The organism is Streptomyces sp. Tu 2975 (assembly GCF_009832925.1).
In the GTDB taxonomy this organism is placed as follows: Bacteria; Actinomycetota; Actinomycetes; order Streptomycetales; family Streptomycetaceae; genus Streptomyces.
Genome location: NZ_CP047140.1, coordinates 4,746,968 through 4,764,521 on the forward strand (window position 1 = coordinate 4,746,968; position 17,554 = coordinate 4,764,521).

The 17,554-nt window shown below is 70.5% G+C and carries 15 protein-coding genes, 1 tRNA gene and 1 riboswitch; of the genes, 11 read left to right on the forward strand and 5 right to left on the reverse strand.

The genetic code is table 11. The annotated features are described in order from the left end of the window. Nucleotides 1–128: 128 nt before the first annotated feature. The 6 genes from GLX30_RS21070 to GLX30_RS21095 all read left to right on the forward strand — a co-directional run bounded on the left by GLX30_RS21070 (nt 129) and on the right by GLX30_RS21095 (nt 5,941). Complete coding sequence (locus tag GLX30_RS21070) at nt 129–1,037, forward strand: transglycosylase family protein (protein WP_347879778.1); 909 nt, start codon at nt 129–131, stop codon at nt 1,035–1,037. Nucleotides 1,038–1,390: 353 nt separating this feature from the next. Further along, a riboswitch (cyclic di-AMP (ydaO/yuaA leader) is annotated at nt 1,391–1,527 on the forward strand. 4 nt (nt 1,528–1,531) lie between these two features. Then, on the forward strand, nt 1,532–2,215 hold the full coding sequence (locus GLX30_RS21075; protein WP_279632604.1) for a transglycosylase family protein: 684 nt from the start codon (nt 1,532–1,534) through the stop codon (nt 2,213–2,215). A 310-nt stretch (nt 2,216–2,525) separates the two neighbouring features. After that, a complete protein-coding gene (gene eno, locus GLX30_RS21080; protein WP_159691261.1) occupies nt 2,526–3,821 on the forward strand; it encodes a phosphopyruvate hydratase in 1,296 nt (431 codons plus the stop codon). 125 nt (nt 3,822–3,946) lie between these two features. Continuing rightward, entirely contained in the window at nt 3,947–4,429 is a 483-nt protein-coding gene (locus tag GLX30_RS21085) for a septum formation initiator family protein (protein WP_159691264.1), read from the forward strand. 19 nt (nt 4,430–4,448) lie between these two features. After that, nucleotides 4,449–4,979, forward strand: coding sequence for a DUF501 domain-containing protein (locus GLX30_RS21090; protein WP_159691267.1), 531 nt, complete (start codon nt 4,449–4,451; stop codon nt 4,977–4,979). Nucleotides 4,980–4,999: 20 nt separating this feature from the next. Beyond that, nucleotides 5,000–5,941 (forward strand): Ppx/GppA phosphatase family protein, encoded by a 942-nt coding sequence (locus tag GLX30_RS21095; protein ID WP_159695154.1) that lies wholly within the window; start codon nt 5,000–5,002, stop codon nt 5,939–5,941. Nucleotides 5,942–5,948: 7 nt separating this feature from the next. Here GLX30_RS21095 and GLX30_RS21100 read toward each other — a convergent pair whose 3' ends face one another. Continuing rightward, complete coding sequence (locus GLX30_RS21100) at nt 5,949–6,749, reverse strand: VOC family protein (RefSeq protein ID WP_159691270.1); 801 nt, start codon at nt 6,747–6,749, stop codon at nt 5,949–5,951. Between the two features lie 470 nt (nt 6,750–7,219). Here GLX30_RS21100 and GLX30_RS21105 point away from each other — a divergent pair, with 470 nt between their 5' ends. Continuing rightward, on the forward strand, nt 7,220–8,599 hold the full coding sequence (locus GLX30_RS21105; protein WP_159691272.1) for an NAD(P)/FAD-dependent oxidoreductase: 1,380 nt from the start codon (nt 7,220–7,222) through the stop codon (nt 8,597–8,599). A 264-nt stretch (nt 8,600–8,863) separates the two neighbouring features. Further along, the gene (locus GLX30_RS21110; protein WP_159691275.1) at nt 8,864–10,162 is read left to right on the forward strand and encodes a cyclopropane-fatty-acyl-phospholipid synthase family protein; all 1,299 of its coding nucleotides are present in this window, start codon (nt 8,864–8,866) and stop codon (nt 10,160–10,162) included. A gap of 84 nt (nt 10,163–10,246) precedes the next feature. Here GLX30_RS21110 and GLX30_RS21115 read toward each other — a convergent pair whose 3' ends face one another. Both GLX30_RS21115 and GLX30_RS21120 read right to left on the reverse strand, forming a co-directional pair. Next, complete coding sequence (locus tag GLX30_RS21115; protein ID WP_159691278.1) at nt 10,247–12,784, reverse strand: ABC transporter permease; 2,538 nt, start codon at nt 12,782–12,784, stop codon at nt 10,247–10,249. 212 nt (nt 12,785–12,996) lie between these two features. Next, a complete protein-coding gene (locus GLX30_RS21120; RefSeq protein ID WP_159691281.1) occupies nt 12,997–13,767 on the reverse strand; it encodes an ABC transporter ATP-binding protein in 771 nt (256 codons plus the stop codon). Between the two features lie 365 nt (nt 13,768–14,132). Between GLX30_RS21120 and GLX30_RS21125 the strand changes: the two genes are divergently transcribed. Continuing rightward, a tRNA-Leu gene (locus GLX30_RS21125) sits at nt 14,133–14,214 on the forward strand. Nucleotides 14,215–14,379: 165 nt separating this feature from the next. Continuing rightward, complete coding sequence (locus GLX30_RS21130) at nt 14,380–15,255, forward strand: Bax inhibitor-1/YccA family protein (RefSeq protein ID WP_159691284.1); 876 nt, start codon at nt 14,380–14,382, stop codon at nt 15,253–15,255. 87 nt (nt 15,256–15,342) lie between these two features. Here the strand turns inward: GLX30_RS21130 and GLX30_RS21135 are convergent, their stop codons facing one another. Then, nucleotides 15,343–15,573, reverse strand: coding sequence for a DUF4287 domain-containing protein (locus GLX30_RS21135; protein WP_159691287.1), 231 nt, complete (start codon nt 15,571–15,573; stop codon nt 15,343–15,345). Between the two features lie 98 nt (nt 15,574–15,671). Between GLX30_RS21135 and GLX30_RS21140 the strand changes: the two genes are divergently transcribed. Continuing rightward, entirely contained in the window at nt 15,672–15,995 is a 324-nt protein-coding gene (locus GLX30_RS21140) for a hypothetical protein (RefSeq protein WP_159691290.1), read from the forward strand. Between the two features lie 53 nt (nt 15,996–16,048). Here the strand turns inward: GLX30_RS21140 and GLX30_RS21145 are convergent, their stop codons facing one another. After that, nucleotides 16,049–16,936 carry a hypothetical protein gene (locus GLX30_RS21145; protein ID WP_208545593.1) on the reverse strand — a complete coding sequence of 296 codons (888 nt, stop codon included), beginning with the start codon at nt 16,934–16,936 and terminating at the stop codon, nt 16,049–16,051. Nucleotides 16,937–17,554: the final 618 nt, after the last annotated feature.

A 17,554-nucleotide genomic window follows, 5' to 3' on the forward strand; every position in this document is an offset into this window, starting at 1 on the left:
CCGTCACTCGGCATGCAACAGCAGGCCGCGGGTTTCCCAGCTGTCACGTGAAAGGCAACCGCATGCTCTCCGGGAACGGACGACACCGCCGACCCCGCCAGGCTCCGGCCCTCATCGTCGCGGCGGGTGTGACCGGTTCGGCCATCGCCATTCCGCTGCTCGGTGCGGGCTCGGCCTCCGCCGCGGACGCGAGCACGTGGGACCGTGTCGCGGAGTGCGAGAGCGGCGGCGCCTGGAGCGCCGACTTCGGCAACGGCTTCTACGGCGGACTCCAGTTCTCGGAGGAGACCTGGGCCGCGTACGGCGGCACCGCGTACGCGCCGAGCGCCGATCTCGCCAGCCGGTCGCAGCAGATAGCGGTCGCCGAGAAGGTGCTCGCCGCCGAGGGGCCGCAGGCGTGGCCCGCCTGCGGCCCGCTCGCGGGGCTCGTCGACGACGGCACGGACACCGGCGTCGACCCCGGCATCCTGCCGCTGCCGCAGCAGAGCGAGACGCCGGACGTCGAGCCGTCCGAAGGCACCTCCCGCGAGGACGCGCCGAGCGACGCCACGGACAGCGGGGCCCCCGAGGCCTCTTCCGGCGGTTCGGGCAGGACCGGAGCGCCGGACGGTACGGACGCCTCGGAGCCGTCCCGTGACGCCGGTGGCGCGCCGGACTCCACGGACGAGGTCACCGCCGCTCCCGACGCGTCCGACGGTGCCGCGGGTGCGGCTCCCTCCGACGACGCGACGAGCGGCGGCAAGCACCGCGGCACTCCCGCCGCCGACGACACGGAAACGGGCAATACGGAAGAGGGTCGCGAAAGCGGCCGTCATGCCTCACGCGGTGACACTTCCGGCCGCAACGGGGTCGACGAGGCAACCGGCCCCGACGCCTACACCGTTCAGCCCGGCGACAACCTGTGCGACATCGCCGCCGAGAAGGACGTGCCCGGCGGGTGGCCGGCGCTCTATCAGGCGAACGAGGAGACCGTCGGGGCCGACCCCGACCTCATCCTGCCCGGTCAGAGCCTCGATCTGGGCCTGAACCGGGGCTAGTTCGCGTAGCGTTTCGCGGGCTTATGTCCGTTGTGTGCGAGTGAGACAAGGGTCTCTTTGCTGCAACTGGGGCAAATTCCCCCGCTAATTCGCCCACTCCGCCCCTCACCTGCGAAAACGGACACACGCAGATGGCCGGTTCGGGCGATTTCTCCCCGATGTTCGACTTTGAACATCGGGGAGTCGTGTGTCTACGGTCTGAACCGTTCGCCATCGCGGGCACCGTCGACCGATACGCCGAATCCTGCCGTCGGTCGGGGGGAACAGTCGTCGCTCAGAGCGCCGAAGGCAGGAGCGGGGGACCCAAGGTAAGTGCCGGGCCCGTGAGTCGAGAGCGCGAGAGGCCGACCGTACGTCGAGGTCGGCCGGACCGCGGGACCGGCGGAACGGAACCGGCTGGGGGTGAAGACCGCGCGTCAGTGACGCGCGGCCGGGCAACTCACAGGCCCGAACCCGACAGCTCACCTCGCAGGCGTCGGTGAGGAGATAGCTCCATGCTGCGTTCTTCCGGCAACGCCAAGCACCGCCGCGCTTCCAGGGCGACCCGTATCGCCGCCTTCGTCGGCATCACCGGTGCGGCCGTCGCCGCCCCGCTGCTCGGCGCGGGCACCGCCTCCGCCGCCACCGCTTCCGAGTGGGACGCCGTCGCCCAGTGCGAGTCCGGTGGCGACTGGTCCATCAACACCGGCAACGGCTACTACGGCGGCCTGCAGTTCTCCGCCTCGACCTGGGCCGCGTACGGCGGCACCGCGTACGCCGCGACCGCCGACCAGGCGTCCAAGTCCCAGCAGATCGAGATAGCCGAGAAGGTCCTGGCCGGCCAGGGCAAGGGCGCCTGGCCGAGCTGCGGCGTCGGCCTGTCCAGCGCCTCCTACGGCGGCGGCTCCGCCGAGGCCGAGCCCACCCAGCCGGCCCAGGAGCGGGCCGAGGCACCCACCACGCGCTCCGAGCGCGCCGAGGCCCCGGCCAAGAAGGCCGAGAAGCCCGCCGCCGCTCCCGAGGCCAAGGCCTTCAAGAAGGGTGACGGCGAGTACAAGGTCAAGGCCGGCGACACCCTGAGCAAGATCGCCGAGGCCGAGAAGGTCAAGGGCGGCTGGGAGAAGCTCTTCGAGCTGAACAAGGACGTCGTCGAGGACGCCGACGTGATCCACCCGGGTCAGCAGCTCCACCTGAGCTGATCCCCCTCCTCCTGCGGTCCGGCGGTCGTGGGAGGCCACCCGTCCTTCGAACGGGACCCGAGCACCCCGGTCCGGCGCGCCTTCCCCCGTACGCGCCGGGCCGGGGTCCGTTCCGTTCGAAAGCCGGGTGGCCCCATGCCGGTTACTGCAAGGTAGATACCGCCCTGTTTGTCCGGCCTCAGGGGTCTTGATGCCCTTTTTCGTCCCAGGGGGCGGGCATCGGCCGGCCTTTGCCCCCGGGGCGGTTAGGCTCTTGCCGCAAGGCCAAGCAGACCTCTGCACTTTTTCTCGCGTCACATCCCAGAAGGAGATGCTCGTGCCGTCCATCGACGTCGTCGTAGCCCGGGAAATCCTGGACTCCCGAGGTAACCCCACGGTCGAGGTCGAGGTTGGCCTCGACGACGGCAGCACGGGTCGTGCTGCAGTTCCGTCCGGCGCCTCCACCGGTGCGTTCGAGGCTCTCGAGCTTCGCGACGGTGACCAGAACCGCTACCAGGGCAAGGGTGTCGAGAAGGCCGTCCTCGCCGTCATCGAGCAGATCGGCCCGGAGCTCGTCGGCTACGACGCCACCGAGCAGCGGCTGATCGACCAGGCGATGTTCGACCTGGACGCCACCCCGGACAAGTCCTCCCTCGGCGCCAACGCCATCCTCGGCGTCTCCCTCGCCGTGGCGCACGCCGCCTCCGAGGCCTCGGACCTGCCGCTCTTCCGCTACCTGGGCGGTCCGAACGCGCACCTGCTGCCCGTTCCGATGATGAACATCCTGAACGGCGGCTCGCACGCCGACTCCAACGTGGACATCCAGGAGTTCATGATCGCGCCGATCGGCGCCGAGTCCTTCTCCGAGGCCCTCCGCTGGGGCACCGAGGTCTACCACACCCTCAAGAAGGTCCTGAAGCAGAAGGGTCTGTCCACCGGTCTCGGCGACGAGGGCGGCTTCGCGCCGAACCTCGACTCCAACCGCGCCGCCCTGGACCTCATCCTCGAGGCCATCAAGGAGGCCGGTTACGCACCGGGCAAGGACATCGCGCTCGCGCTCGACGTCGCCGCGTCCGAGTTCTACAAGGACGGCTCGTACGAGTTCGAGGGCAAGTCCCGCTCGGCCGCCGAGATGACCGAGTACTACGCGGAGCTCGTCGACTCCTACCCGCTGGTCTCCATCGAGGACCCGCTGTTCGAGGACGACTGGGCCGGCTGGCAGACCATCACCGAGAAGCTCGGCGCCAAGGTGCAGCTCGTCGGAGACGACCTGTTCGTCACCAACCCGGAGCGCCTGGCCCGCGGCATCGAGGAGAACGCCGCGAACGCCCTGCTCGTGAAGGTCAACCAGATCGGTTCGCTGACCGAGACCCTCGACGCCGTCGAGCTCGCCCAGCGCAACGGCTTCAAGTGCATGATGTCCCACCGCTCCGGCGAGACCGAGGACGTCACCATCGCCGACCTGGCCGTCGCCACCAACTGCGGTCAGATCAAGACCGGCGCCCCGGCCCGCTCCGAGCGCGTCGCCAAGTACAACCAGCTGCTGCGCATCGAGGAGATCCTCGACGACGCGGCGGTGTACGCGGGCCGCAGCGCGTTCCCGCGGTTCCGCCTCGCGGACCGGTAAGCGCAGCGAGTACGACGGCTGATCGTTCCGACGATCACCGTCCGACGCCCTGTCGTCCGTACGTCCCCGGCCGCGGTCCCGTACCGTGTCCGGGGACGTACGCGTGTGAAGGGGAGGCGAGAGGCATGGCACGCACGCCGGAGGCGGACCGGTTCTCCACCGCGACCAGGCTGCGGGTGCTCGGTGAGCAGACAGCCGCCCGTGTCTACCGGTCCCAGAACCGCCGTCAGGCACGCCGCTCCCGTCTCACCGGACGCGCGGCCTTCCTGGCCCTCGTCGTCTGCTCGCTCGTCGTCGCACTCGCCTACCCGATGCGCCAGTACGTCTCGCAGCGGGCCGAGATCGCCGAGCAGGAACGGCTGATGGACGAGGCCCGTACGAGCGTCGAGCAGCTCAAGGACGAGAAGGCGCGCCTCAAGGACGACATGTACATCAGGCGCCTGGCCCGCGAGCATCTGCACTACGTCCTGCCGGGGGAGACCGGGTACACCATGATCGACCCGGAGGCCGCCGAGCAGCAGCACGAAGAGGGCGGTGCGGCCGACCGGCCCTGGTACTCGAACGTATGGAACGGCGTGGACAGCGCCGATGGCCCGCAGCACGGTTAAGTCAGCGAACAAGGCAGGCATGGAAACCCCTCCTCCCACCACCGAACCCACCGAGCCCACCGACGCGGACATCGCCGCGTTCAAGGATCAGCTCGGCCGGCCCCCGCGCGGTCTGCGCGCGATCGCGCACCGCTGCCCCTGCGGGCAGCCCGATGTCGTCGAGACCGCCCCGCGGCTTCCGGACGGCACCCCCTTCCCGACGCTGTACTACCTGACGTGCCCGCGGGCGGCTTCCGCGATCGGCACGCTGGAGGCGAACGGCGTCATGAAGGAGATGACCGAGCGCCTGGCCACCGATCCCGAACTCGCCGCCGCCTACCGGGCGGCCCACGAGGACTACATCCGGCGCCGTGACGCCATCGAGGTGCTGGAGGGCTTCCCCAGCGCCGGTGGCATGCCGGACCGGGTGAAGTGCCTGCACGTGCTGGTCGGCCACTCGCTTGCGGCCGGCCCCGGCGTGAACCCGCTGGGCGACGAGGCGATCGCGATGCTGCCCGAGTGGTGGGCCAAGGGGCCGTGCGTGTCGCCCTGCGTGACACCCGAAGCCTGATCACCGAGGAGACCGCCGACATGACCCGCGTCGCCGCCATCGACTGCGGCACCAACTCCATCCGGCTCCTGGTCGCGGACGTCGACCCGGCCACCGGGAAGCTCGTCGACCTCGACCGCCGGATGACCATCGTCCGGCTGGGCCAGGGCGTCGACCGCACCGGCCGGCTCGCCCCCGAGGCGCTGAAGCGGACGTTCGACGCCTGCCGTGAGTACGCCGCGGCCATCGAGGAACTCGGCGCCCGCCGTGTCCGCTTCGTCGCCACTTCCGCGTCGCGCGACGCGGAGAACCGCGACGAGTTCGTCGCCGGCGTGCTCGACATCCTCGGCGTGGAGCCGGAGGTGATCAGCGGTGACCAGGAGGCCGAGTTCTCCTTCACCGGCGCCACGAACTCGCTCGACGGCCGCTCCGACGTCGCCCGCCCCTATCTGGTCGTCGACATCGGCGGCGGCTCCACCGAGTTCGTGGTCGGCGAGGAGCATGCCCGGGCCGCCCGGTCCGTCGACATCGGCTGCGTACGGATGACCGAACGGCACGCGCCGAGCAGTCCGGCGACGCCGGAGCAGATCGCCGCGATCACCGCGGACATCGAGGCGGCGCTCGACGACGTCGAGAAGACCGTGCCCATCCGGCAGGCGCACACCCTGGTCGGGCTCGCCGGCTCCGTGACCACGGTCGCGGGCATCGCGCTCGGCCTCGAGGAGTACGACTCCGAGGCCATCCACCACTCGCGGATCTCCTACGAGCAGGTCGAGGAGGTCACCACCATGCTGCTGAACTCGACGCACGACGAGCGTGCCGCGATCGGCGTGATGCACCCCGGCCGGGTCGACGTGATCGCGGCCGGGGCGCTCGTCCTGCTCACGGTCATGCGGCGGACCGGGGCCCGCGAGGTGGTCGTCAGCGAGCACGACATCCTCGACGGCATCGCGTACAGCGTCGCCGCCGGTACGACCGGCTGAGTCCGCGTCAGGACGTCGGGGCCGGGGACGGGGTGAGCACGACGAACTCCGCCCCGGCCGGGTCGTTGCACACCGCCAGCCGGCCGACGCCCTCCGCGTCCTCGGGACCCATCGAGACCGAGCCGCCCTTCTCCCGCACGAGGGCGACCGTGGCGTCGCAGTCCGCGGTGCCGAAGACGGGGTGCCAGTACGGCCGGTTCTCGCCCGACGAGAACATCTGGGGGACGGCCATGATGCCGCCGAACATCCGCTCGGCCGGCTGGTCCTTCGGCGTGACCATCGTGTACGTGCCGCCGTCGCCGGGGAGTTCCATGTCCTGGCCGGACCAGCCGAAGACGGTGCCGTAGAAGGTCTGCGCGGCGGTCGAGTCGGTGGTGTAGAGCTCCACCCAGCCGAGGCTGCCGGGGGCGTCGGCCAGTTGGATCCCCGGGTACGAGCCCGGCTGCCAGACCGCGAACTGGGCCCCTTGCGGGTCGGTGAGCTGGGCGAACCGCCCTTCGTCCGACACCTCGGAGGGCGAAGTGCGCACCGAGCCGCCGGCCTGCTCGACCGCCTTGACGGTGGAGTCGATGTCGGAAGTGTGGAAGTAGACCGTCCAGGCCGGGCGGGCGCCTTCCTCGGTGAGCTGCCCGACGGCTCCCACCACCTTGTCGTCGAGACGGAACGACTTGTAGCTGCTCGCCTCCTGGTCGAACGGCCGGGCCTGCCAGCCGAAGACTGCGCCGTAGAAGGCAGCCGCCGCGTCGATGTCGGGGGCGCCGAGGTCGAGCCAGCAGGGGGAGCCGGGCACGAAGTCAGTGGTGATCACGCGATTGCCTTTCTCCGGGACTTCCCCGGTCTCTCCCGGGGTCTGCGCCTCACCCTGGCACCGAGCGCCGGTCCCCGCCCGACGACGCTCCGACTGCCGTCCGAAGGGCCCTTCGGACCGGCCTGGAGGGGTGCTCGCGAGAAAGTTCGTGAAGTTCTTCACAAGGAAAAGCGTGCTGACGGGCCCGTGGAGGCTCCTGGAGGCCCTTTGTGTGCGCCTGTTGGGCCCGGACGGGCACATTCGAAGGCGGTCGGCGGACCGCGCCCCCAGAGGGCAAGGGTGGGCGGTCCAGTGGCCCCGTAGCCCTAGGGGCCAGCTCAGAGGGGTGATCAACGTCCCCCGGCACCCTGTGGTTCCCCCTGGGAACCATGACCTGGGCCACGTGGGCGGCGGAGTGTAGCAGAGTGACGGCAACACCTTGTGAAGGGGCTCACGAGCGCCCCCTCCGAGGGGGGTGGATACTCGATGGCATGAGCACCACGGAGCGTCCCAGGATCCTCGTTGTAGGCGGTGGGTACGTAGGCCTGTACGCAGCTCGGCGCATTCTCAAGAAGATGCGCTACGGCGAGGCGACCGTCACGGTCGTCGACCCGCGGTCGTACATGACGTACCAGCCCTTCCTCCCCGAAGCTGCTGCCGGCAGCATCTCGCCTCGGCATGTCGTCGTCCCGCTGCGACGCGTGCTGCCCAAGGCAGAGGTTCTCACCGGTCGGGTCACGACCATCGACCAGGACCGCAAGGTCGCGACGGTCTCGCCGCTCGTCGGCGAGGCGTACGAGCTGCCCTTCGACTACCTGGTGATCGCTCTCGGCGCGATCTCCCGTACCTTCCCGATCCCCGGCCTCGCCGAGCAGGGCATCGGCATGAAGGGCATCGAAGAGGCCATCGGCCTTCGCAACCACGTGCTCGAGCAGTTGGACAAGGCCGACTCGACGACCGACGAGGACGTCCGCCGCAAGGCGCTGACCTTCGTCTTCGTCGGCGGCGGCTTCGCCGGCGCCGAGACCATAGGCGAGGTCGAGGACCTGGCCCGTGACGCGGCGAAGTACTACAGCAACGTCAAGCGCGAGGACATGCGGTTCATCCTCGTCGACGCCGCCGACAAGATCCTTCCCGAGGTCGGCCCCAAGCTGGGCAAGTACGGCAAGGAGCACCTCGAGGGTCGCGGGGTCGAGATCTACCTCTCCACCTCCATGGACTCGTGCGTCGACGGCCACGTCGTGCTGAAGAACGGCCTCGAGGTCGACTCCAACACGATCGTGTGGACCGCCGGTGTGAAGCCGAACCCGGCGCTGGCCCGCTACGGCCTGCCGCTCGGCCCCCGCGGCCACGTGGACTGCAGCGAGAAGCTCCAGGTCCAGGGCACCGACTACATCTGGGCCGCCGGCGACAACGCCCAGGTCCCGGACATGGCCGCCCGCAAGGCCGGTGTCGAGAACGCCTGGTGCCCGCCGAACGCCCAGCACGCGCTGCGCCAGGCGAGGGTCCTCGGCGACAACGTCATCTCCGGGATGCGCGGCTTCCCGCAGAAGGACTACGAGCACGCGAACAAGGGTGCGGTCGCCGGTCTCGGCCTGCACAAGGGCGTCGCGATGATCGTCATGGGCAAGATGAAGATCAAGCTCAAGGGCCGGCTCGCCTGGTACATGCACCGTGGCTACCACGGCATGGCCATGCCGACCTGGAACCGCAAGATCCGCGTGTTCGCCGACTGGACGCTGGCGATGTTCCTCAAGCGCGAGGTCGTCTCCCTCGGCGCGATGGAGAGCCCCCGCGAGGAGTTCTACGAGGCCGCGAAGCCGGCTCCGGTCGCCGCCAAGCCGGAGGCCGAGAAGGCCAAGGCCTCCTAGCGGTACCGCTGTCCCCGAAGGGGCCGCCCGCCATCCGTGGTGCGGGCGGCCCCTTCGGCGTTTCCCAGGACCCTCCGGCGCGGCCGGGAACCGCCCTCCGCGGGGGCTGACTCCGACCAGGTGCCGTTTCCCGCCTTTTTGCCTGTGCATTGCGTAGTGCGGGGAAGCACACAGTGGGCACGTTGTTGAGGTAAGGGAACCGTGCGGTCCCGGTGCGGGGCCGGCGGGGCGTTCGTGGGAACCACCGTCACGGAGGTGTGCGCCATGGCCGACGCCGCACTGCGGCTGACCACTCTCGCCGAGGAACTGCTGGGGGCACCGCTCCCGGTCCGCGTCCGCGCCTGGGACGGCAGCGAAGCCGGGCCGCCGGGCGCGCCCACCCTCGTCGTACGCCACCGGCGTGCCCTGCGGCGGCTGTTGTGGCGGCCGGGCGAGCTGGGGCTCGCTCGGGCCTGGGTCGCCGGGGAGGTCGACGTCGACGGCGATCTGTACGAGGCCCTGGACCTGCTCGCCGGGATCTTCTGGGAGCGTGGCGACGAGCGGCAGAGCGTGGTGCGTGCGGTACGCGCCGCGCGTGACCCGAGGCTGCGGGCGGCCGCCCTCGGTCTGCTGAAGCTCGGCGGGCGGTTGCCCCCGCCGCCCCCGCCCGCCGAGGAGGTGCGCCGCCGTACCGGCCCGCTCCACACCAAGCGGCGCGACAAGGAGGCAATCAGCCACCACTACGACGTCGGCAACGACTTCTACGAGCTCGTGCTCGGGCCGTCCATGGTCTACTCGTGCGCCTACTGGGACGAGGCGGGCACCTTGGAGGAGGCCCAGCGCGACAAGCTCGACCTGGTCTGCCGCAAGCTCGGGCTGAAGGAGGGCGACCGGCTCCTCGACGTGGGCTGCGGCTGGGGTTCCCTGGCCGTCCACGCCGCCCGCGAGTACGGCGCCCGGGTCACCGGCGTGACACTCTCCCGCGAACAGGCCGTGTACGCCCGCAAGCGCATCGCCGACGAGGGGCTCACCGACCGGATCGAGATCCGGGTCCAGGACTACCGGGACGTCAGGGACGGTCCGTACGACGCCGTTTCGTCCATCGGCATGGCGGAACACGTCGGCCGGGTCCGCTACCGCGAGTACGCCGACCAGCTGTTCTCGCTCCTCGTGCCGGGTGGCCGGCTGCTCAACCACCAGATCGCCCGCCGCCCCGAGAAGAACGAATCGGCCTACCGGATCGACGAGTTCATCGACCGCTACGTCTTCCCGGACGGGGAGCTCGCGCCCCTCGGCCGTACCGTCGCCACCCTGGAGGACGCAGGCTTCGAGGTCCGGGACGTCCACGGGATCCGCGAGCACTATGCCCGCACCCTGCGCGCCTGGGTCGCCAACCTCGAGAAGGCGTGGCCCGAGGCCGCGCGGTCCACGTCGGTCGGCCGGGCACGGGTGTGGCGGCTCTACATGGCCGCCTCCGCCGTCTCGTTCGAGCGCAACAGGATCGGTGTCAACCAGATCCTCGCCGTGCGGACCCCCGGCAGCGGCAGCTCGGAAGTGCCGCTGCGCAGCCGCGACTGGCGCTGAGCGACCGCCGCCGGGCGTACAACGAGCGGGGCCCCGTGGACGCGTGCACAGCACACGTCCACGGGGCCCCGTTCCGGGAAGCAGCTACTCGGTCTTGATCGCCGTCAGCATGTTCAGCTTCGCCGCGCTCCGGGCGGGCCACAGGGCCGCCAGCACGCCGACCACACCGGCCAGCAGCAGGAAGATCCCGATCCGGTCCCACGGCATGACCAGTACATACCCGGGGATCTCCTTGCGGATCGTCTCGCCGATCGCCCAGGCGAGGAACGAGCCGAGACCGATGCCGACCACCGCGCCGAAGACCGAGATCACCACGGCCTCCAGCCGGATCATCCGCTTCACCTTGCCGCGGTCGAGGCCGATCGCCCGCAGCATGCCGATCTCCTGCTGACGCTCGAAGACGGACATCGCCAGGGTGTTGATGACGCCGAGCACCGCGATGATCAGGGCCATCGCCAGCAGCCCGTACATGATGTTCAGCGCCGTGTTGATGAACCCGCCGAACATGTTCCGGATGTCCTGCTGGTCCATGACGCTCATCGCCGGGTTGTCGCCCAGCGCGTCGACCAGCGCCTGCTCGTTCGCCGCAGTCGCGCCGCCGTCCATCGTCACCCAGATCTCCGGGATGTACGGCTTCGGCTCGAACGGGGCGACGACGTCGGTGGCGACCAGGATCGGCGAGAGGAACTCGTTGCCCTTGTAGACGGCGCCCACCGTCAGATTCCTGGTCTCCTTCTTGCCCTCCGGCCCGAACTCGGCCGGCAGGATGTCACCGGTCTTCCAGCCGTTCGACTTCGCGGTGTCGTCGTCGACCGCGATCTGCCCCTTGCCGAGCGTGGCGAGCGAGCCGGAGACCGTCTCCAGGGCGAAGACCTTCTCCACGTCGCCCGGGGTGACCGCGGACGCCGAGTGCCAGTTGCCCTTGATCTCCATCGAGGACGCCTGCTGCGGGGAGACGGCGCTGACGCCCTCGGCCTTCTCGATCGCGTCGAGCGCCGACTTGTCCAGCGCGCCGCCACCGGCCATCGAGACCATGTAGTCGGCCCTGATGTTGTCCGTGGTCATCTGGTCGACGGCACGGCCCATCGTGGCGCCGAGCACCGAGATCCCGGTGACCAGAGTGAGACCGATCGCCAGCGCGGAGGCGGTGGCGCCCGTACGGCGCGGGTTGCGCACCGCGTTCTGCCCGGCGAGCTTGCCCGACACCCCGAAGAGACGGTGCAGCAGCGGCCGCACCAGCGCGATCACCGCGCGGGACAGCAGCGGGATCAGGACGATGATGCCGACCAGCGCCAGGAACGCGCCGCCGCCGATGATCATCCGGCCGTCGGAGCCGGCCGCCGCACCGGCGACGATCGCGGCAGCGCCCAGCAGGGTGATCACACCACCGATGGTGTTCCGCAGTACCAGCGACTTGATGGTCGCGACCGCATGCACGCTGCTCATCGCCGCCACCGGCGGGATCTTCGCGGCCCGGCGGGCGGGCAGCCATGCCGCCAGCACCGTGATCAGCACACCGACGCCCAGGGCGGCGGCCACCGCGGTGGGCGAGACGACCAGCGGTCCCGCGGGCACCTTGGCGCCGAAGGTGCTCATCGCCGACCGCAGACCCGTCGCCAGGCCGAGGCCCAGCACGAAACCGACCACCGAGGCGACGGCCCCGACGACCAGCGCCTCGAGGATCACCGAGCGCTTGACCTGCCGGCGGGAGGCGCCGACGGCGCGCAGCAGCGCCAGCTCCTTGGTGCGCTGGGCGACCAGCATGGTGAAGGTGTTGGCGATCAGGAAGACGCCGACGAACAGGGCGATGGCCGCGAACGCGAGCAGCATCGTGTTCATGTTCGACAGACCGCTCTCGATCTGCTTCGCCTGCTCGTCGGCCAGCTCCTTGCCGGTCTGCGCCTCGGAGTCCTTGGGCAGCAGCGGCTTCACGGCCGCGAGGATCTTCGTGTCGGAGGCGCCGGCCTCGGAGGTGACGGTGACGTCGGAGAAGTACCCGGGCCGGAGGTAGAGCTGCTGGGCCACGGCGGTGTCGAACAGGACCAGGCTGCCGCCCGCGTTGACCGCGCCGTCCTCGGTGGTGAAGACACCGGCGAGGGTGTACTCCTTCACCGGGCCGTTGGTGGCCACCCGCACGGTGTCGCCCACCTTGTACCCGCCCTTGGCGGCGGAGTCCTTGTCGAGGGCGATCTCGCCGTCCTGGCGCGGGCCCTCACCGGCGGTGAAGGTGTACGCGCCGTCCTTGCCGTCCTTGCCCGGGGCGAAGTTCGCGCCGGTGTTGGACCAGCCGTTGCCGATGAGCTTGCCGTCCTGGTCGGCGACGCCGGCGAAGCCGGAGACCCGGCCGGCCGCGGAGGCGACGCCGTCGACGCCCCGGATCTTCTCCAGGGTCTTCTCGTCGATGCCGGCGTCCTTCGTGGCCTCGCTCGGATCGATGTAGGTCGTCACGGCGACCGCGACCTTGTCGTAGCTCTTGGCGGACTGGTTGCGGTAGGCGTTGCCGAGGGTGTCGGTGAAGACCAGGGTGCCGGAGACGAAGGCCACGCCGAGCATCACGGCGAGCACGGTCATCAGCAGCCTGGCCTTGTGCGCGAGCACATTGCGCAGGGCGGTACGGAACATGTGGGTGTCCTGGGAACGGGCACCGGCGTCCTCGCGGGCGGCCCGGCGGGGCCGGCCGTGGGCCGGGCGGTGACAGGTGAGGTCGTGAGGGGGCGCGCGGGGCAGGGCGCGTGCTGCGCGGCCGCCGGGGGTGCCGGGGCGTGCCGCGGGAGCGCCAGGGGCGGGCGCGCCGGCCCTGGGCGGGGGAACGGGCCGGGACGGGCCCGAGGACGTCAGCTCGTGCGGCCTTTGGCGTCGAAGGCCTTCATCCGGTCGAGGACGCTGTCGGCGGTGGGGCTGAGCATCTCGTCGACGATCGCGCCGTCCGCCAGGAAGATCACCCGGTCGGCGTAGGAGGCGGCCACCGGGTCGTGGGTCACCATGACCACGGTCTGGCCGAGCTCGCGCACGGAGTTGCGCAGGAAGCCGAGCACCTCGGCGCCGGACCGTGAGTCGAGGTTTCCGGTCGGCTCGTCACCGAAGATGATCTCCGGTCGGGACGCCAGGGCACGGGCGACGGCGACGCGCTGCTGCTGGCCGCCCGAGAGCTGGGTCGGCCGGTGGCCGAGCCGGTCACGCAGGCCCACCATGTCGATGACCCGCTCCAGCCACTCCCGGTCGGGCTTACGGCCCGCGATGTCCATGGGCAGCGTGATGTTCTCCATCGCGGTCAGCGTCGGCAGCAGGTTGAACGCCTGGAAGATGAAGCCGATCTTGTCGCGGCGCAGCTGCGTCAGCTGCTTGTCCTTCAGGCTGCCGAGCTCCGTCTCCCCGATGCGCACGGAACCGGAGCTGAAGGAGTCCAGCCCGGCGACGCAGTGCATCAGCGTCGACTTGCCGGAGCCGGACGGGCCCATGATCGCGGTGAACTCGGCCTGCCGGAAGTCGACGCTCACATGGTTCAGCGCGACCACCTGGGTCTCGCCCTGTCCGTACACCTTGGACAGGTCCGTGGCGCGGGCGGCCACTGCGGTGGCGCGGTGAGCGATGGGGGTGGTGGTCACGAGGGAAGCTCCTGTCGGGGATGTGCCGTGCTGACTTCACCATCCTGTCCGCGCCGACGCGGGGAGTCGTCAGTCCCGGTGCCCGTTCCCGGGGCCCTCTCCGGTCGGATCGGGCGGTCCGCTCCTCCTCCTTGGGTATGACGGCGCCCCTGAGGGGCGAGGGTGACCGGCGAGGGCGCTTTTACGTCATTCCGGGGGGCTCGGGGCGGCGGCCGCAGGCGGTACGAGGGGGGTGCGAACACACCCCTACCTGGCCTGACGCTCCCTCAGGAGCCAATGGAATCAGACAAGATCGGGCCATGGCCCCGATGGCGGGTCGATCTGCACCGATAGGCTCGGGTGCCAACGCGGAGCCCTCGCGCCACGCCCGGGTGGTGGAATGCAGACACGGCGAGCTTAAACCTCGCTGCCCCTCGGGGCGTGCCGGTTCGAGTCCGGCTCCGGGCACCTCGACGCCCCACCGCCCGTCACCCGGTCACCCTCCGCGGGATCCCCGTGCCGTGCTCCACTGTCACGATCCCGGAAAGATCCTCCCCGAGCACTAGAGTGTTCGCTTTGCTTCCGCATTACTCTTGACTTCTAGGCCGCGCACGGTGGCCAAGGAGGAGTGAGATGAGGAGCAGCAACCCGGTCTTCTCGCGACGGGGGTTCAGCCGCGACAACGGCTACGCCGGCTTCAACGCGCAGCAGCAGCCGCAGGCCGGGGGCCCCGCCGTAGGAACCAACCCCTACGCACAGGGCGCCGGCAACCCTTACGCGACCAACCCCTACGCCCCCGCGGACACCCAGTACGGCGCCCCGGCGCCCGTCCGCACGGACGCCATGACGATGGACGACGTCGTCACGCGTACCGGCATGACGCTGGGCACCGTGGTTCTCGGCGCGGTCCTCGCCTGGGCCGTCCTGCCGGTTTCCCCCAGCAGCTACGGCATCGCCATCGGCTCGGCCCTCGTGGCCTTCGTCCTCGCGATCGTCCAGTCCTTCAAGCGCACTCCGTCGCCCGCGCTGATCCTGAGCTACGCGGCCTTCGAGGGCATCTTCCTCGGCGTGATCAGCGAGATGTACAACAGTCGCTGGGACGGCGCGCCCTTCCAGGCGGTGCTCGGCACCATGGCCGTCACCGGCGCCATGCTGTTCGTGTACAAGCAGCGCTGGATCCGGGTCACCGCGCGGTACGCCCGCATCGGTATGACCATCGCGATCGCCTTCATCGCCGTGATGGCGGTGAACCTGCTGCTCGTGGTCTTCGGCGTCGCCGAGGACGGCGGTCTGCGCAGCTTCGGTCCGCTCGGTGCGATCGTCGGCATCCTGGCCATCCTGATCGGCTGCTTCTTCCTCACCCTGAACTTCAAGGAGATCGAGGACGGCATCACCTACGGCGCGCCGCGCCAGGAGTCCTGGCTGGCCGCCTTCGGCCTGACCGTGACGCTGGTGTGGATCTACCTGGAGATGCTGCGGCTCGTGGCGATCTTCAGCGGCGACGACTAGTCGGCGCTGCGGCCGGGGTCACCGGCCGCACGAAGGGCCCGCAGGCGCTGCCTGCGGGCCCTTCCTCGTGTGCGGCACCTGAGGCCACTAGAGCAGCTTGCGCGCGGCCCGCCTCAGGTCGTACTCGTGGATGATCGCCTTCGCATGTCCGTACGCGAGGTCGTGTTCGCCCCGGAGCCAGCTGACCTTCTCCTCGAAATTGAAGAGAGACGGTCCTTCGTCGACGGTGCGGAGCCAGTCGGAGATGTCACGACCGGTGCACTCGGGGATTCGGGAGAGCAGATTTCGGTGGGTCTGTTCGGAGAAGACTTGGGACATCGGCGCCTCCGGACGCATTGCGCGTGTGCTCTTCACGCCACCGTGCCTGAGCGTGCGCGTATTGGCAACAGTCCCGGAAGGGCGCGTAGGGTCGCGGCGTGTTCGATACGACGGGACTGATCGCCGCGGCGGACCGCTTCGCGGACCGTCTGCGGGCGGCGCCGCAGAGCCGGCTCCAGCGGGGCGCGGCGGCGGAGGCACTGGCCCTGGCCAGGGAACTGGCGAGAAGGGCGCAAGGGATCGAGGAGCCCGGACGGGAGCCGAGGACCATGCCCGACGCGGGGGTGTTCGCGGTCGCGGACCAGCTGATGGTGGCCGCTCACGATCTGGCCGAAGCGCTTCGGCCGGTGCCGGACGCGTCAAGGGAAGTGGACGAGGCGACCGCGCTGGTGCGGGCCGCCGCCGACCGCGCGGGGCTGTAGCCCTCCGGACGGCGCCCCTCGGGATCCGGGACGGGCAGGCCGAGCGGCCGGGCTCAGTGGGAGGCGATCACGCGGTCGGCGAGGATGTACACGCTCTCGTCGCCGCAGGAGAACGTCAGGGCGTACGCGCCCGACACACCGGAACCGCCCAGCAGCACCGGCGCGGTGCCCGCGCGCAGCGCGTCAGCGAGGCGCTCCGCGGTCTCCCGGTGGCCCGGGGTCATGCACAGGGTCGTGCCGTCGGCGAAGACGTACACGTCCAGGGTGCCCAGCGGGCCGGGACGGACGTCGGCCAGCTCGGTGCCGGTCTCCGCGAGCTCCTCGAGCTTCGACACGGTGCGCTCATGGTCGGTGACCACAGGCGTCTGGACCGGTACGAAGTCGGGGTGGGAAGGGTGCCGGCGGCGGGCGGCGGCCAGCTCGGGGGAGTCCTCCGCGAACTCGGTGACCTCAGGGAGGTCGGCCATCTCGTCGAGCCCGTCGACGCCGTCCAGATCCAGCGACTCCAGGTCCGTCGACTCGAGGCCCATGGACTCCAGGCCCACGAAGTCGGCCTGGCGCGGGACGTAGAACGGCGGGATCTCGTCGCCGATGCCCGACAGACCGCCGAGCGCGGACCCCGACGCGGAGCCGGAACCCTCGCCGGAGTAGCGGGCGGAGGCGTCCGCGGCGTCACGCGCCTCCTGCGCTGCCCAGAAGGCCCGCGCCTCGGCCAGCTCGCGCTCCCGTTCCTCGGCGAGCGCCTCGGCGACGGCCGCGCGTATCTCGGCGGCGTCACTGGTGCGGGCCTGGGGCACGGAGGCCGTGCGGGCTGGCCCGGACGCCTCGGCGAGCTCGCTGCGCAGGGCGGCGACCTGCTTACGGAGCCCGTGGGCGGCGTGCAGGGCAGCGGCGCCCACGGCCGTGGCGGCGGCCGTGGTCAGCAGCAGGGCAAGAGACATGGCGCTCACTGACTTACTCCCGGTTTCAATCGGATCCCCCCGACTTCTACATCAGCTTGCGATGAACCCGCGCACTCTGTCAGTGCATTACGTCACCAATTGGACAGGACTTTGCGCCCGGCGTTTACCGGCGGATCGGCCCTGACCTGCAAAAAGGGGTCTCCCCCAGGAGATAGGTCACATCCTGGGGGAGATTCAGTCACGAACTGAGATCCACGCTGGGCCCTGCGGGCAGGTGCCGCCCTCGTTCCTCGGGCGACCCCTACCCTCCGCTCCGGCTCAGCTCAGCCGCTCGCGTTGTCGGGTCGCGTTCGCTTCGCCACCGCTGCGGGCAGGTGCCGCCCTCGTTCCTCGGGCGACCCCTACCCTCCGCTCCGGCTCAGCTCAGCCGCTCGCGTTGTCGGGTCGCGTTCGCTTCGCCACCGCTGCGGGCAGGTGCCGCCCTCGTTCCTCGGGCGACCCCTACCCTCCGCTCCGGCTCAGCTCAGCCGCTCGCGTTGTCGGGTCGCGTTCGCTTCGCCACCGCTGCGGGCAGGTGCCGCCCTCGTTCCTCGGGCGACCCCTACCCTCCGCTCCGGCTCAGCTCAGCCGCTCGCGTTGTCGGGTCGCGTTCGCTTC

Coding starts and splice junctions, on each gene's coding strand:
- eno (WP_159691261.1), top strand. CDS start 2,526: ATGCTCGTGCCGTCCATCGACGTCGTCGTAGCCCGGGAAATCCTGGAC.
- GLX30_RS21105 (WP_159691272.1), top strand. CDS start 7,220: ATGAGCACCACGGAGCGTCCCAGGATCCTCGTTGTAGGCGGTGGGTAC.
- GLX30_RS21130 (WP_159691284.1), top strand. CDS start 14,380: ATGAGGAGCAGCAACCCGGTCTTCTCGCGACGGGGGTTCAGCCGCGAC.
- GLX30_RS21135 (WP_159691287.1), bottom strand. CDS start 15,573: ATGTCCCAAGTCTTCTCCGAACAGACCCACCGAAATCTGCTCTCCCGA.
- GLX30_RS21075 (WP_279632604.1), top strand. CDS start 1,532: ATGCTGCGTTCTTCCGGCAACGCCAAGCACCGCCGCGCTTCCAGGGCG.
- GLX30_RS21145 (WP_208545593.1), bottom strand. CDS start 16,936: ATGTCTCTTGCCCTGCTGCTGACCACGGCCGCCGCCACGGCCGTGGGC.
- GLX30_RS21095 (WP_159695154.1), top strand. CDS start 5,000: ATGACCCGCGTCGCCGCCATCGACTGCGGCACCAACTCCATCCGGCTC.
- GLX30_RS21090 (WP_159691267.1), top strand. CDS start 4,449: ATGGAAACCCCTCCTCCCACCACCGAACCCACCGAGCCCACCGACGCG.
- GLX30_RS21110 (WP_159691275.1), top strand. CDS start 8,864: ATGGCCGACGCCGCACTGCGGCTGACCACTCTCGCCGAGGAACTGCTG.
- GLX30_RS21115 (WP_159691278.1), bottom strand. CDS start 12,784: ATGTTCCGTACCGCCCTGCGCAATGTGCTCGCGCACAAGGCCAGGCTG.
- GLX30_RS21085 (WP_159691264.1), top strand. CDS start 3,947: ATGGCACGCACGCCGGAGGCGGACCGGTTCTCCACCGCGACCAGGCTG.